We start from the raw sequence: 14,103 nt of genomic DNA, 5'->3' as shown, positions 1-14,103 counted from the left end.
CGATGACTCAGCTCCAAACGGCGCCGCCAGTCGGCGTACGACAAGAAACCGCACCCCGCCGCAAGCGCAGGAGAATCGCGGGCTGGCTCTTCATCCTGCCGTTCCTCGTGGTCTTCCTGACCTTCCTGGTGGCGCCGCTGTTCTACGCCGGATATCTCTCGCTCTGGACCAAGGGGCTGGCCACCGGGACGACCTTCGCGGGCTTCGACAACTACACACGCGCCTTCGAGGATCCGTCGTTCCGCAAGGGACTCTGGTTCGTCCTGCGGTTCAGCGTCGTCGTCATTCCGCTACAGATCATCGTGGCTCTCGTCGCGGCGCTCGTGCTCGACGAGGTGACCGGCCGCCTGGCCCGTTTCTCGCGGCTGGTCATCTTCCTCCCGTACGCCATTCCGGCCGTTCTCGGCGCGCTCATGTGGGGTTTTCTCTACAGCCCGAGCTTCGGCCCGATCGAGCAGATCGCGACCGCGTTCGACGTGCGGGCGCCGTTCCTGCTCAGCCAGGGCAACATCTTCTACGGCCTGCTCAACGTGGTGACCTGGCAGTGGTCCGGCTACTACATGATCATCATCTACGCGGCCCTGCGCAGCATCGACACCTCCATCTACGAGGCGGCCCGGATCGACGGCGCCAATGCCCGGCAGATCGCGCTGCGCATCAAAGTCCCGATGGTCTCGTCGGCGCTCGTGCTGATCCTGGTCTTCTCGCTCATCGGCACCCTGCAGTTCTTCACCGAACCGCAGATCCTGGGCCCGATCGCCAACGGATCGGTGACGCCCGACTTCACGCCGAACATCTACGCCTACAACCTCGCCTTCCGCTACGCGCAGTTCAACTACGCCTCGGCCATCTCGTTCTCGCTCGGCTTCGTGGTCTTCCTGGCGGTCGGCATCTTCATGTTCGTCACCCGCAAGAAAGGCAGCATCTTCACATGACCAGGCCCCGCCACATCTGGGCCAAGCTGCTGCTGCTGGCCATGGTGTGCTACTTCCTCATCCCGGTCTGGTGGCTCCTGGTCGCCAGCACCAAGAACGCCGAAGGGCTGTTCTCCGGCAACGGCGCCCTGTGGTTCTCGAGCGGCTTCCACTTCTTCGAGAACCTGGGCGACCTGTTCACCTACAACAACGGCGAATATCTGCGCTGGATGGGCAATTCCGCGCTGTACGCCTTCGCCGGCGGCATCGGATGCACCATCGTCTCGGTGCTGGCCGGGTACGGCTTCGCGAAGTTCAGCTTCCGGGGCCGCAACCTGGTCTTCGCCGCGGTGCTCGGCTCGGTCATGGTGCCGCTGACCGCGCTGGTGATCCCGACGTTCGTGCTCATGTCGAACGCCGGGCTCACCGACACCATCTGGGCGGTCATCCTGCCGTCGCTGCTGAGCCCGTTCGCCGTCTATCTCATGCGGGTGTACGCCTCGGCGTCCGTCCCCGACGAGCTGCTCGACGCGGCCCGCATCGACGGGGCCGGCGAGCTGCGGACCTTCGTCAAGGTGGCGCTGCCGCTCATGCGCCCCGGAGTGATCACGGTGCTGCTGCTGTCGATCGTCTCCACCTGGAACAATTTCTTCCTGCCGCTGACCATGCTGTCCACCTCGAAGCTCTACCCGCTCACGGTCGGCATCGGCCTGTGGGAGCAACTGGCGAGCTCGAACAACGGCGGCGGCCAGTCCCTCTGGAACCTGATCATCGTCGGTTCGCTGGTGTCGATCGTTCCGCTCGTCGTCGCCTTCCTCACCCTGCAGAAGTACTGGCAGGGCGGTCTGGCCGTAGGAAGTCTCAAGTAAAGGACCAACGTGCTCAACGCCAAGCTGCACCTCGACCCCGACCGTGTCGTCGCCCCCGTCTCCCGCCGCACCTTCGGCTCGTTCGTCGAGCACATGGGCCGCTGCGTCTACGGCGGCGTCTACGAGCCGTCGCACCCGTCGGCCGACGCCGACGGGTTCCGGGCCGACGTGCTCGCCCTCGTCCGGGAACTGGGGGTCTCGCTCGTCCGCTACCCCGGCGGCAACTTCGTGTCCGGATATAAGTGGGAGGACGGCATCGGCCCCGTCGCCGACCGGCCGGTGCGCCGCGACCTGGCCTGGCACAGCCTGGAGACCAACGAGGTCGGCGTGGACGAGTTCATGCGCTGGGCCGGCAAGGCCGGGGTCGAGGTCATGTACGCCCTCAACCTGGGCACCCGCGGCGTCCAGGAGGCCCTCGACGTCCACGAGTACCTCAACCAGCCCGACCGGACGCACCTGGCCGAGTTGCGCCGCGGGAACGGGTCGGAGAAGCCGTACGGCATAAGCATGTTCTGTCTCGGCAACGAGATGGACGGGCCGTGGCAGACCGGGCACAAGACCGCTCGGGAGTACGGGCGCCTGGCCGCCGAGACGGCGCGGGCGCTGCGCTCGGCTCAGCCGGAGATCGAGCTGATCGCGTGTGGCAGCTCGAGCTCGTCCATGCCGACGTTCGGCGCCTGGGAGTCCGAGGTGCTCGAGCTGGCGTACGACCAGATCGACTACATCTCGGCGCACGCCTACTACGAACCGCTGAACGGCGACGTCGGCTCGTTCCTGGCCTCGGCGGTCGACATGGACCACTTCATCGACAGCGTGGTGGCGACCGCGGACAGCGTCGGCGCCCGCCTCAAATCGGCCAAGCGCATCAACATCTCGTTCGACGAGTGGAACGTCTGGTACCTGAGCCGCTGGGAGGCGTCCCGCACGGCGATCACCGAATGGGAGGTGGCCCCGCGCGTCATCGAGGACAGCTACAATGTGACCGACGCGGTGGTGGTCGGCGGTCTGCTCATCTCGCTGCTGCGCCACAGCGACCGGGTCACCGCGGCCTGCCTGGCCCAGCTGGTGAACGTGATCGCCCCGATCCGCAGCGAGCCCGACGGCGAGGCCTGGCGGCAGACCACGTTCCACCCGTTCGCCCTGACGTCCCGCCTCTCCCGGGGCGACGTCCTCGACGTCAAAATCGATTCCCCGGTGTACGACACCACGCGCTTCGGTGCGGTGCCGGTCGTCGACGCTGTGGCGACCCACGAGGACGGCGCCCTGTCGGTCTTCGTGGTCAACCGCCACCAGACCGAGAGCGTGTCGTTCTCCTTCCCGGCGTCCTCGGTGACGGAGGCCTGGGTGCTCACCGACGACGACCTGACCGCCACCAACACCCAGTCCGCTCCCGACCGGGTGATCCCCCGGGAGCTGGCGGCCGAGGTCGCGAACGGCACCGTCACGGTGACGCTGCCCCCGGTGTCGTGGAGCGCACTCCGCGTCGCCGTTACCCATTCGTGACATCGGACGGAGAACTGACCCGGGCGGGGCGGCATCGCATCAAGTGTCGGAGAAACTGAGACACGAAACGGGGAACGACGATGCGCAAGGTTCACCTGGCCACGGCTCTGGCCGGCGCCGCCCTGACCGCCGCCTTCGCGACGCCCGCCCAGGCCGCTCAGGCGGCCTCGGGCGGGATCGCCTATCTGGCCAAGTACAAGTCCGGCGACGTGGTCGTCTACAAGGCGGCGAACGGCAGCACCAACCGGGTCGTCGTCACCAACGGGCCCAAGCACTACATCAGCATCGACGACACGGCCCCGATCCGGGCCGGGGCGGGCTGCAAAGCCGTCAAGGGCGACCGGACCAAGGTGCTGTGCGGCATCGGCGAGCTCACCCAGCGCGTGCAGGTGTCCACGTTCGACCGCGCCGACAGCATCACCAACAAGACCCGGCTGCAGCTGCTCGCCTACGGCGGCACCGGAAACGACACGATCCGGGGCGCGTCGGCCGGCGACATCCTGTACGGCGGCAGCGGTGCCGACAAGCTCTACGGCAACGGCGGCGCCGACCGGATCCACGGCGACTCCGGAAACGACAGGCTCGACGGCGGCGCCGGCAACGACACCCTCAACGGCGGCGCCGGCAAGGACCAACTGGTCGGCGGCGCGGGCACCAACCATCTGATCAGCGACCGCGCCGACCAGCCCACCGACTGCTGAGGCCGTCCGGTGCTCAGGCGCGGTCGCCCGGGCCCGCCGGGTCCGGGCCGCGTTTCTGGGCGCACCGCGGGCAGATCAGCGGGCAGGGCGTGAGGGCAGCGGTCTCGGCGAGGCCGCTGTCGTGCCGGATCCGCTCGACCGCGTCGTCGAAGGTGACGGACTCGCCGAGGATCTGCTCGCCCGGCACCCCGAGCAGGTCGAGCGGCGTGTACCACTCGCGCATCTGCCCGGCGGTGACCGGAATCGGCTCGGCCCGCCGCCGGTGGCGGCGCACGGTCTCGTCGAACGAGACGTCCATCCAGTAGACACCGGCCGGTCCGGGATGCTCGGCGATCAGCTCGCGGAGCGGCTGCCCGTACTGGCCGGTGTGCAGAATGCCTTCGAGCACGACGTGATACCCACCGGCGAGAGCGGCCCGCACGACGCTCATGATGAAGCCGGGCGCGATCGTCGGCGTTCCGTCGCTGCCGTGCTCCCGCAGCACCACCCGCCGCAGATAGTCCTGCTCGACCAGGGCACAGCCCCGGCCGTACCGCCGGCGCACCTCCCGCGCGATCGTGGTCTTCCCCGACCCGCTGTTCCCTCTGACGACCACGAGACGCGGGGAGTACCGGCCTTCTGACATGGCGAATCGTAACAATCGCGCGATTCGCTTGATCAGGTAGTGGGGGTCAGGCCGATGCTCGCTCGGCCGGAACCCGGGTCCATGGGGAACGAAACGTGCTGGTGGACCATTTCCCAGCCCTGGACGGTCTTCCGGAAGATCCGGGTGCCACGGGACCAGCTCTCGGCCACGCCGCCGTCGGCCTGTTCCGCCGTCATCCTGTTCAGGCCCCACGCCACGGCGAGGTCATCGCGCACGACGACCGTCAGATCCGGCACGGTCCAGGTGACGGTGCCGGCACTGGCGTCGAGGCCGCCGGCGCACACCTCTCGGACCTGGTCCCGGCCGGCGTACTCCAAGGGCTGCACGTGCTCGTAGGAGACGACATCTTCGGCGATCGGCCCCATCAGGCCGTCGAGGTCCTTGGCCGCGGTGGCCTCGAACCATTGCCGGTGCAGCGCCCGCACCTCACGTTCGGAGGCGTCGCGGTCGTCCGCGCCTTCATCGTCGGGGAACGAATGGTGTTCGTGCGCGACGGTCCAGCGGCCCTGCTCCTTGCGCAGACCGAGGGTCAGCCGTAGCAGGAAATCCGGCTTTCTCGCCAGATCCTCGGGAGTACCGCAGCGCAGCAGGGCATGCGCGAAGGCGACGGTATCGCCCGCCGTGACGTCCAGGCTGACGAGTTCGAATGTGGCGCCCGCTGCCTGCCACTGGAGGAACCCGGGCCATGCCCGCCCGTAGGCGTCGATTCCCCTGACCCCCTGGTACGGCGGCGGCACGTCGTACATGACGATGTCCTCGGCGTGGTCGGCGAGCACGCCGGCCAGGTCGGCGGTGTGCACCGCCCGCGCCCAGCGCTCGATCAGTTCCCGGATCTGTGCCTCGTTCTCCGTCATGCTGTCCTCCGCGGATCGGGTTGCTCTCGCCTGTACAACCCGCGTGGATCGGCTAACTCATCGCGGGGTCCAGACCGAATCTCGGGAAGACCTCCGGAGTCAGGAACGACACCACCTCGGCGATGCTGGTGCCGCGCACCGCGATCACGTCCAGCGCCGCCGCTACGAACAGGGACGATTCCGGGTCCCATCGATAGGTTCCGAAGGCCATCTGCCCGTTCGCGTGCGTGGGGACGAACCGCCATCGCAGCGACAGCGGACCCTCCACCAGGAACCGCCGGATGTCATCGCGGCCTTCGTACCACTGCGTCAACGGCGGCATCGAGTACTTGGCGTCGTCGGTCAGCATCGCCAGGATGGCCTCGACATCGCCCGTCTCCCACGCGGAGGCGTACCGTCTCGCCATCTCACGGTGCCGCTCGTCGCCCAGCTCGGCGAACTCCGCCTGCTCGGTGACAGCCGGCCGCAACTCGTCGACCACCCGGCGGGCCCGCTGCAGAGCGCTGTTGACCGCCGCGACGGAGGTATCGAGCAGCTCGGCCACCTCACCCGCCGGGTAGCCCAGAACCTCGCGCAACAGCAGCACAGCTCGCTGCCGGCCGGAGAGGTGTTGCAGCGCCGCGACGAATGCGAGCTCCATATGCTCGCGCGCCAGCAGCCGCTGCGCCGGGTCCGGGTACGGCTCGAGCCAGGCCGTCTCGGCCAGCGGCGCCGCTCCCGGCGTGAGGTCGGTCGGCAGCTCCCGGCGGCGGCCCCGGCGCTCGATCATGGTCAGGCACCGGTTCGTTGCGATCTTGTAGAGCCACGCGCGCTCGGTACCGCGATCCTCGTACCGGTCCCGGCTCCGCCAGGCACGCATCAGGGTCTCCTGCACCGCGTCCTCGGCATCCTGGAACGAACCCAGCATGCGGTAGCAATGAGCTGCCAGCTCGTCGCGGTACGCCTCGACCAGACGCTCGAACGTCACAGCGGGCCAGCATAACGGGGCGTGGCGGCGTCAGCCTCTCGCAGCGTCACCGCCGCCGCTCACCGAGCCGGCCAGGTCGCGGTGGTGGCGGGTCCACGTGCCCTTGCCCTGGCGCTTGGCGGCGTACATGGCCAGGTCGGCGTCGCGCACCAGGGAGTCGACGTCGTCGTGGTGGGTGGCGCAGGCGATGCCGATGCTGGCGTTGGCCCGCACGGCCGTGTCCTCGAACGGGATCGGGTCGGCCAGCTCGCGCAGGACGCGCTCCGCGGTGTGCTCGGCGCCCTCGGCGTCGCAGTCGCGCAGCAGCACCGCGAACTCGTCGCCGCCGAGACGGGCGACCACGTCGCCCGGGCGTACACACGCGGTCAGCTTGCCGCCCACGCCGGCCAGCAGCACGTCGCCGGCCGCGTGGCCCAGGGTGTCGTTGACGGCCTTGAAGCCGTCCAGGTCGATCAGCAGCAGCGACGTGTTCCCGGCCTCGTGGCGCAGCGCGACGGTGACCTCCTCGTGGAAGTGGGTGCGGTTGGCCAGGCCGGTCAGGCCGTCGTAGAGGGCCTGGTGCCGCAGCCGGGCCTCGTGCTCGCGCAGCTGGTCGATGAGGCGGTTGTTCTCGTGGAACGCGGCCAGCTGGCGGCAGACGACCAGCACCACGATCACACCCAGGCCGGCCATCGCACCCCACAGGCGCGGATGCGGGCCGGCCGGGGTCTCGACGAGGACCGTGGTGAAGGCCACCGCGATCGACCCGTACGGCAGAAGGCTGTACGGACGGCGCCGGCGTGACCCGAACGCCGAGCCCTGGTCGAACCTGGCCACGTCTTCCTGGATCCGCGCGCCCAGGCCGATGAGCAACGAGGGCAGCAGGCGCACGACGAAGACGTACGGCTCGAGCGTGCCGTCGGCGTTCGGCTCCAGGAAGAAACCGACGCTGTTCACCCCGGCCGCGATGATCATCGGGATGGCCGCCGCCCGGTGCATGGGCGCGTTGCCGCTGAGTACCAGCTTCACCGCCGCGAAGCACGAGGTGAGGATGACGCAGCCGGCGGCCAGCGTCCCGGCGATGTTGCCGCCGTCGTGCTGTGAGGGCTCGATGGCGAAGCAGTACGCCACGACGGCCCCGCCGACCAGCACGGTCGACGAGTCCAGCCAGAACGCCACCTTCTCCCGCCGTGAGCTGCCCGGGATCGGGTGCAGCAGCATGGCCACGATGATGGCGAGAGTCCCCACCGCGAACAGCAGCCCCTGCACCGCCCCACCGGCCGTGTCCTTCTGACCGTGCCCGGCGAAAGCGGTGAACGCCTGCACGGTGTCGCCCACGGTGAACAGCACGCCGGCCACGGTCATGACCAGCCAGAACCGCCGGATGGCGCCGGTGGCCATGCGGTGGACCCGCCACGCCGAGTACGCCAGCAGCGCGTCGAGCGGCGGCTGGAACGCCCAGAAGGCCCGCACCTGGTCGTTGGTGGCGTCGAGCGAGTACAGCAGCCCGGCGCCGGCCAGCGTCCACAGCACGGCCGCCGGCATGAGCGGGTCGCGGAGAAGACGGTTCACCTCTGCGGTATCGGTCGTTCCGGCTCCGGTCTGAGTGTTACCCCGGCCTCGCCCGGCGGGCGGGCCCGCAGCGACCAGCACGTCCGGAGTGCGGGTCACCACGACGAGAGAGAGGGCGCTTATTTGCCGTGCACGGACCGGATGACGCGGGCCGGGTTGCCGACGGCGACGACGTCGGCCGGGATGTCCTTGGTGACAACCGCGCCTGCGCCGATCACCGAGTTCTCGCCGATGGTCACGCCGGGGCAGATCACGGCCATGCCGCCGATCCAGACGTTGTCGCCGATCGTGATCGGCAGGGCCGCCTCCCACTTCTCGCGGCGCGGCTCCGGGTCGACGGGGTGGGTGGGCGTCAGCAGCTGCACGTTCGGGCCCAGCAGCACGTCGTTCCCGATGCGGATCTCGGCCACGTCCAGGGCCATCAGGCCGTAGTTGATGAACACCCGGTCGCCGATGTGCAGATGGCTGCCGTAGTCGACGTGCAGGGGCGGGCGGATGTCCACCTCCTCGCCGATCGAGCCGAGCAGCTCGCGCAGCAGCTTGCGGCGGCCGTCGCCGTCACGGGGATCGCTGTCGTTGAGCGCCTTGGTCAACACCATCGCGTGGAGCATCTCGGCTTCCAGCTCCGGGTCGGCGCCGCGGTAGAGATCGCCGGCCAGCATGCGCTCGCGCATGCTCCGCGAGTCGGGAGAGGTCATGTGTACGAGCGTACACAGTCCTTCTCAGGTTTTCCGCCGCATCACCAGCCAGGAGATCCAGCCGGCGCCGATGATGAAGCCGAAGCTGATGACGCGGTAGAGGACCACGGCCGCGATGGCGGTGCCGGTCGTGACCCCGCCCGCCACCAGGCCCAGGATCAGGGCGCTGTCGATGATGCCGAGCCCGCCCGGCACGATCGTGATCGTCCCGGCCGCCATGCCGGCGCAGAAGGCCAGCAGCACCTCGGTGCCGTCGATCGGATGGTCGGTGACGGCCCGCAGGCACAGCCACAGGCAGGCGGCGTCGAGGCCCCAGTTGAGCACCGCGAAGACGGCCGCCGCGGTGCCCCGCACGGGAGTGAGGCGGGCCGAGCCGAGCTGCGCCACGAACACGCGCACCGGTTCCAGGCCGTGCTCCGGCGGACGGCGGCGCAGCCGGTTGATCACGGCCAGCACGGCCCGGGCCGGCGGTTCCACGCTCTGCGGGCGGCGGGTGACCTGCCGGATCGCCGCGACGATCAGGACGGTCAGCGCGGCCAGCCCGGCCAGGCTGTACCACTGGGGTGTGCCGTCCGAGGCCAGCGCGCCGACGGCGGTGACCAGCGCCAGCGCGGCCGTGGAGAGGATGCCCGACAGCGCGATGCACCACGAGGCGACCGCGGGCGTGGCGCCGAAGCGGCGCATCTGCTGATAGTTGAACTGGGTGGAGAAGGCGGGCCCGCCCGGCAGCGTCTCGTTGAGCGAGTGGGCGGCGTACGCCAGGGCCACGTTCTTGCGGATCGGCACGCGCAGGCCGGCCGAGCGCAGCAGGACCTGCTGCATCCGGGCGTACGTCCGCATGGCGAGCAGCTCGGCCGCCAGGGCACCCGCCAGCCAGCCCGGGTGCGGGGCGCTGAGCTGGGTGAACGCGGACGACAGCGAGGGCCAGCCCATCGCGAGCTCGACACCGAACAGCACCAGCACCGCCACCACGGCGGCCCGCCGGGCCCAGGTGCGCGCGGCCCGACGATCGCCGGTGGGCACGCTGGTCGCTGTCATGCCCCTAAGATTCGGCGCCGCTGAGCGGATGCTGAGGCAGGATGTCCGGTCATGGAACCAGCGGTGATCACGGCGGCGCGCGACGGGAACCTGTCCGCGTTGAGGCCGTTGCTCGGCGCGGTGGACGCCCGCGGGTGGATGGGCGAGACGGCCCTGCACGCGGCGGCGGCCGCCGGGTCGGCCGGCGCGGTACGGATGCTGCTCGGGGCGGGCGCTTCGGCGCGGGCCCGGCGCGACAACGGGGACACGCCGCTGCACCGGGCGGCCACCGGGGAGATCGCGGCGCTGCTGATCAAGGCGGCCCGCGACGTCACGCCCGACCAGCACAACGAGCACGGCCAGACGCCGCTGCACTGCGCTCGGGACCGCGAGGTCACCGAGGTGTTGCTGCGGTGGGGCGCCTCGCTCTCGGAGAGAGACTTCTTCGGCCGTACGCCTTTGCACGACGCCGACGCGGCGAAGGCCCGCACTCTGCTCGACGCGGGAGCACAGATCGACGCCCGGGACGGCTTCGGCCGCACGCCGCTGCATCGTGCCGTCGCCAACAGCGACGCCGCACTGGTGGAGCTGCTTCTCACCGAAGGAGCCGATCCGGTCGTACGGGATGAGAGCGGCCGAAGTCCTCTCCATCTGGCCCGGCAGCTCGGGTTGCAGCCACTGGCCGCCTCGGGCGCCACGCTGGCCGAGGCGCGGGCCGTCGCGCAGAGAGCCCTGCGCCCGGCCCGGGACCCCGGCGTGGCGTTCAGCGTCGCCGGGCACGCCACCCTGGTCCGCTGGCGCCTCGGCCCCGCGCCGCACCCCGAGGCGACCGTCCCGACCGAACATGTCGCCTTCCGCGACCTCGCCGTCCACGACTCCGGCCACAACGGCCGGCCGCTGGTCGCGGTCGCGCCGGTGGAGGCGCCGGCCGAGCTGCGCGGCCCCGATCTCACCGGCCCGGAACCGCTCGACGGCCTCGGCGACGTCACCGCGCTGGCCTTCTCCCCCGACGGGCGCCGGCTGGCCGCGGCGACGAGCGACGAGCGGGTGGTCCTCTACGACCTGGCCACCCGCCGGGTCACCGCCGACGTGGAGGCCGGTGAACGCAACGACTGCGTGGCCTTCTCCCCCGACGGCGCCCTGCTCGCCACGACGTGCTCGTTCCAGGGCGGCGCCCACGTACGCCTCGACCGGGTCACCGCCGAGGGCGGCCTCGAGCCCGTGACCGAGATCGAACCGCTGGCCGGCGACACGATCCCGGCCGCCGTCTTCGCCCCGGACGGCCGCCACCTGCTGATCTGGACCACCTCGGGCGTCACCGACGGCCGCCGCGCCGCCGGCTGGCGAGGTGAGCTCAGCCTGACCGCCCTCGACGGCCACCCGGTCTGGCAACACGCCATCGACGCCACGGCCACCGGCGTCCGCGCCCCTCTGACCGGCTGGTCCACCCGCCCCTGCTTCACCCCGGACGGCGAGACGATCGCACTGGCCCTCGACGGCGTGGTCGTGCTGCTGGCAACCGGCGACGGCCGAACGCTCGCCGCACTGCCCCTCGACGGGCGGAGCGGCGCGGTCGTGCCCGACGGCCCCAGCCGTCTCGTGGTCGCCACCGATCGTGGCCTGCGCGTGGTCGAGTTACCGACTAACTAGTGGCTGTGTGCTCCCTCCCCGCCTCACTTCGCGGGGCAGAGCGCCACCGCCAGTCGCCCGAAGGCGTCGAGCTCGACGCCGGTCCCGCTTCCGCACGGAGCACCGCCGATCACGGTCCGGGACCAGGCGGTGAGAGTGCCCCGGACGGTGCGGTCGCAGCGCACCTCGAAGCCCGCGGACACGCGGTCGACCCCGGTGTAGGTGACGAACGACCCGCCGTCGGCCGGCAGACCCGACTGGCCTTCCGCGGAGGGCTCGGTGGTGTGCACCGACGTGCCGGTCGACCGCGCGAGAGAGGCGCCGAGATCGGTCAGCCACGAGGCCGGCGCGGTCACGCCGGCGAGGGACGGCGTGAACCGTTCCAACGGCAGCTCCTTCGGCTGCCCGGCGGCCGCCGCGAAGAACCAGGCCGAGGTCAGGACCGGCGCCGTCTCCACCGGCGACCACGTGATCGTCGAGGCCGCGGGCTCGCAGCCGGCCGGGACGGCATCGGCCGGGACGGCATCGGCCGGGCCCGCGCCGGCTCGCGCGCAGGCGCCGGTCATCGCCATTGTCGACACCAGCGCCACCAAGACGATCTTGTTCATCGCGGCAGCATAGAGCCGATCACGGCCGGCGCGTGGCCGAGGTGCCCGAGGACGAGTAGTCGGCGCCGAGCACGCTCAGCAACGCCAGGGCCTCGGCGTCCGGCGAGCCCTGCGGAGCGCTGTAGAGCACGAGGTGCTGGTCGCGGTCGGTCAGGGTCATCGAGTCGCAGTCGACGGTGATCGGGCCGACGACCGGATGGTGGAAGGTCTTGGTGATCACCTGAGCGGCCTGGACGTCGTGCCGCTCCCAGAGGCGGGCGAAGTCGGGGCTGCCGTCGCGCAGCTCCTGGACGAGGCCGGTCACGTCCGGGTCCGACGGGTAGCGGGCCAGCGTGGCGCGCAACTCCATGACCACGTGGTGGCGGAACTCGGCGCCGTCGGAGACGCCGTAGAGAGTGCGCTCGGTGCTGAGGAACGCCTTCCGGGCCAGGTTGCGGCCGGCCGGGTCGAGGGCGCCGAAGTCCTCCATGAGGGCGGCGGCCAGATCGTTCCAGGCCAGCACCTCGAAGGTCGCCGAGGTCACGAAGGCGGCGGTCTGTGGGAGACGCTCGAGCAGGGCCAGGATGCTCGGGCGCACCTCGCGCGGGTGCCGGCCGGTGCGGGCGGGCGCGGTGCCAGCCAGGACGTGCAGGTGGTCGGACTCGGCGCTGGTCAGGCGCAGGGCGGCCGCGATGCCGGCCAGCACCTCGGCCGACGGGCGCGGCGCGCGGCCCTGTTCGAGGCGGACGTAGTACTCGGTCGAGATGTGGGCGAGCACGGCGACTTCCTCGCGGCGGAGCCCGGGTGTACGGCGGCGCGGGCCCGACGGGAGGCCCACATCGTCCGGGCGGAGCCGCTCACGACGCGTACGAAGGAAGGCTCCCAGCTCCTGCTTGTCCATGCCCTTGATTGTGCGCGCCGGGCGTGGCCGGAGCCTGGTACAGCCTGTGCCTGTCTCCGGCCGGCGGCCCGGACGAGGCTTTCGGCATGACTGAGATGTTGACCGGCAAGGTCCTGTTCATCACCGGCGCCAGCCGCGGCATCGGCGCGGCCGCGGCCCGCCTGTTCGCCGAGGAGGGCGCGGCCGTCGTGCTCGCCGCACGGGGAACCGGTGCCCTCGAGACGATCGTCGCCGAGATCCGGGGCAAGGGCGGCGTCGCCGACGCCGTGACGCTGGATCTGGCCGACCCGGCGAGCATCCGCGCCGCCGTCGCCCGGGTGGAGGAGCTGCACGGGCGGCTCGACGGTGCCTTCAACAACGGGGCGGCCATCCAGCAGCGGCCCGGCCCGCTCGACACCACCGGCGAGGAGGACATCGACGAGCAGTTCGCGGTGAACTTCCGCGCCCACTGGACGGCCATGAACGCCGAGGGCGAGCTGATGCGCCGCACCGGCGGCGGGGCGATCGTGAACACGTCGAGCATCGGCAGCCGGCGGGCCAACCCGGCGCTGCCCGCCTACGGGGCGATGAAGCGCGCCCTGAACAGCATCACCGAGACGGCGGCGGTGACCTGGGCGCCGCAGCGCATCCGGGTCAACGGCATCACCCCGGGCGGCACCGCCACCGAGATGATCGACGCGTGGGAGGCGGCGACGCCGGGCGTGGTCGACCGCATCACCGCGTCGACCCCGATGGGCCGGATGGCCGAGCCCCGCGAGATCGCCGAGGTGGCGGCGTGGCTGCTCAGCGACCGGGCCTCGTGGGTGACCGGCGCCATCATCCCGGTCGACGGCGGCGCCGGGGCGTGACCCGGCCCTGGCCGGCCCGGCCAGTGCCCGACCCTGGGGCGGATCGCGTGATCCCGCGCCAGGGTGGAGGCATGTGGTCATCCGAAGAGGCGGCGGTCCTCGCCGCAAGCCCGTCACTGGTGCTGAGCGTGGGCGGGCACGAAGGCGTCGAGCTGGGCATGGTCGTGGTGGACGGCGGTTTGTACGTGCGGGCGTTCCGGGGCCGCCGCTCGGCCTGGTTCCGGGCCGCCCTGGCCGACCCGCACGGCCACATCTCGTCGGCCGGCCTCGAACGCGACGTCCTCCTGACGGCCGAGCCGGGCCCGGCCGAGGCTCTGGACGCGGCCTACCGAGCCAAGTACGGCGCCAGCGCCGGCCTGGTGGCCGGTCCTTCGGCCCACGAGGCGACCCTGCACATCGTTCCGAGCCGATGACGCGT

General features: G+C 71.1%; 15 protein-coding genes. 7 read left to right on the top strand and 8 right to left on the bottom strand.

The features are described 5' to 3' along the window. Positions 1 to 2 precede the first annotated feature (2 nt). The 4 genes from ACQP2X_RS18310 (at position 3) to ACQP2X_RS18295 (ending at position 3,987) form a co-directional block, all read left to right on the top strand. Positions 3 to 935, top strand: coding sequence for a carbohydrate ABC transporter permease (locus ACQP2X_RS18310; RefSeq protein ID WP_498698512.1), 933 nt, complete (start codon positions 3 to 5; stop codon positions 933 to 935). Continuing rightward, the gene (locus ACQP2X_RS18305) at positions 932 to 1,783 is read left to right on the top strand and encodes a carbohydrate ABC transporter permease (RefSeq protein ID WP_498698511.1); all 852 of its coding nucleotides are present in this window, start codon (positions 932 to 934) and stop codon (positions 1,781 to 1,783) included. Before ACQP2X_RS18310 ends, ACQP2X_RS18305 begins: the two co-directional genes overlap by 4 nt. A 9-nt stretch (positions 1,784 to 1,792) precedes the next feature. After that, on the top strand, positions 1,793 to 3,286 hold the full coding sequence (gene arfA, locus ACQP2X_RS18300) for an arabinosylfuranosidase ArfA (protein ID WP_498698509.1): 1,494 nt from the start codon (positions 1,793 to 1,795) through the stop codon (positions 3,284 to 3,286). A gap of 80 nt (positions 3,287 to 3,366) precedes the next feature. Continuing rightward, the gene (locus ACQP2X_RS18295; protein ID WP_498698507.1) at positions 3,367 to 3,987 is read left to right on the top strand and encodes a calcium-binding protein; all 621 of its coding nucleotides are present in this window, start codon (positions 3,367 to 3,369) and stop codon (positions 3,985 to 3,987) included. A gap of 13 nt (positions 3,988 to 4,000) precedes the next feature. Here the strand turns inward: ACQP2X_RS18295 and ACQP2X_RS18290 are convergent, their stop codons facing one another. From ACQP2X_RS18290 to ACQP2X_RS18265, 6 genes are all read right to left on the bottom strand, one after another. After that, positions 4,001 to 4,612 (bottom strand): AAA family ATPase, encoded by a 612-nt coding sequence (locus ACQP2X_RS18290; protein ID WP_498698506.1) that lies wholly within the window; start codon positions 4,610 to 4,612, stop codon positions 4,001 to 4,003. Positions 4,613 to 4,644: 32 nt separating this feature from the next. Next, positions 4,645 to 5,487, bottom strand: a complete 843-nt coding sequence (locus ACQP2X_RS18285) for a YybH family protein (RefSeq protein ID WP_498698504.1) — start codon at positions 5,485 to 5,487, stop codon at positions 4,645 to 4,647. A 52-nt stretch (positions 5,488 to 5,539) separates the two neighbouring features. After that, positions 5,540 to 6,394: an RNA polymerase subunit sigma-70 gene (locus tag ACQP2X_RS18280; RefSeq protein ID WP_498700973.1), complete on the bottom strand. Its 855-nt coding sequence runs from the start codon at positions 6,392 to 6,394 to the stop codon at positions 5,540 to 5,542. A gap of 90 nt (positions 6,395 to 6,484) precedes the next feature. Then, a complete protein-coding gene (locus tag ACQP2X_RS18275; RefSeq protein WP_498698502.1) occupies positions 6,485 to 8,005 on the bottom strand; it encodes a diguanylate cyclase domain-containing protein in 1,521 nt (506 codons plus the stop codon). A 119-nt stretch (positions 8,006 to 8,124) separates the two neighbouring features. Beyond that, positions 8,125 to 8,703: a sugar O-acetyltransferase gene (locus tag ACQP2X_RS18270; protein ID WP_498698501.1), complete on the bottom strand. Its 579-nt coding sequence runs from the start codon at positions 8,701 to 8,703 to the stop codon at positions 8,125 to 8,127. Between the two features lie 24 nt (positions 8,704 to 8,727). Further along, complete coding sequence (locus ACQP2X_RS18265; protein ID WP_498698499.1) at positions 8,728 to 9,741, bottom strand: lysylphosphatidylglycerol synthase transmembrane domain-containing protein; 1,014 nt, start codon at positions 9,739 to 9,741, stop codon at positions 8,728 to 8,730. A 51-nt stretch (positions 9,742 to 9,792) separates the two neighbouring features. Between ACQP2X_RS18265 and ACQP2X_RS18260 the strand changes: the two genes are divergently transcribed. Then, positions 9,793 to 11,370 carry an ankyrin repeat domain-containing protein gene (locus tag ACQP2X_RS18260; protein WP_498698498.1) on the top strand — a complete coding sequence of 526 codons (1,578 nt, stop codon included), beginning with the start codon at positions 9,793 to 9,795 and terminating at the stop codon, positions 11,368 to 11,370. A 23-nt stretch (positions 11,371 to 11,393) separates the two neighbouring features. On the opposite strand, the gene ACQP2X_RS18255 is transcribed toward ACQP2X_RS18260, so the two are convergent. Next, positions 11,394 to 11,957 (bottom strand): hypothetical protein, encoded by a 564-nt coding sequence (locus ACQP2X_RS18255; protein ID WP_498698496.1) that lies wholly within the window; start codon positions 11,955 to 11,957, stop codon positions 11,394 to 11,396. A gap of 19 nt (positions 11,958 to 11,976) precedes the next feature. Beyond that, entirely contained in the window at positions 11,977 to 12,837 is an 861-nt protein-coding gene (locus tag ACQP2X_RS18250) for a helix-turn-helix transcriptional regulator (protein ID WP_498698494.1), read from the bottom strand. 86 nt (positions 12,838 to 12,923) lie between these two features. Here ACQP2X_RS18250 and ACQP2X_RS18245 point away from each other — a divergent pair, with 86 nt between their 5' ends. Together ACQP2X_RS18245 and ACQP2X_RS18240 are read left to right on the top strand one after the other, a co-directional pair. Beyond that, positions 12,924 to 13,685 carry an SDR family NAD(P)-dependent oxidoreductase gene (locus tag ACQP2X_RS18245; protein ID WP_498698493.1) on the top strand — a complete coding sequence of 254 codons (762 nt, stop codon included), beginning with the start codon at positions 12,924 to 12,926 and terminating at the stop codon, positions 13,683 to 13,685. Between the two features lie 71 nt (positions 13,686 to 13,756). Then, a complete protein-coding gene (locus tag ACQP2X_RS18240) occupies positions 13,757 to 14,098 on the top strand; it encodes a DUF2255 family protein (protein ID WP_498698492.1) in 342 nt (113 codons plus the stop codon). The last annotated feature ends 5 nt before the right edge of the window (positions 14,099 to 14,103 follow it).

The organism is Actinoplanes sp. CA-131856 (genome assembly GCF_050956135.1).
Lineage (GTDB): Bacteria > Actinomycetota > Actinomycetes > Mycobacteriales > Micromonosporaceae > Actinoplanes.
This window is presented reverse-complemented; position numbering and strand designations above follow the sequence as displayed.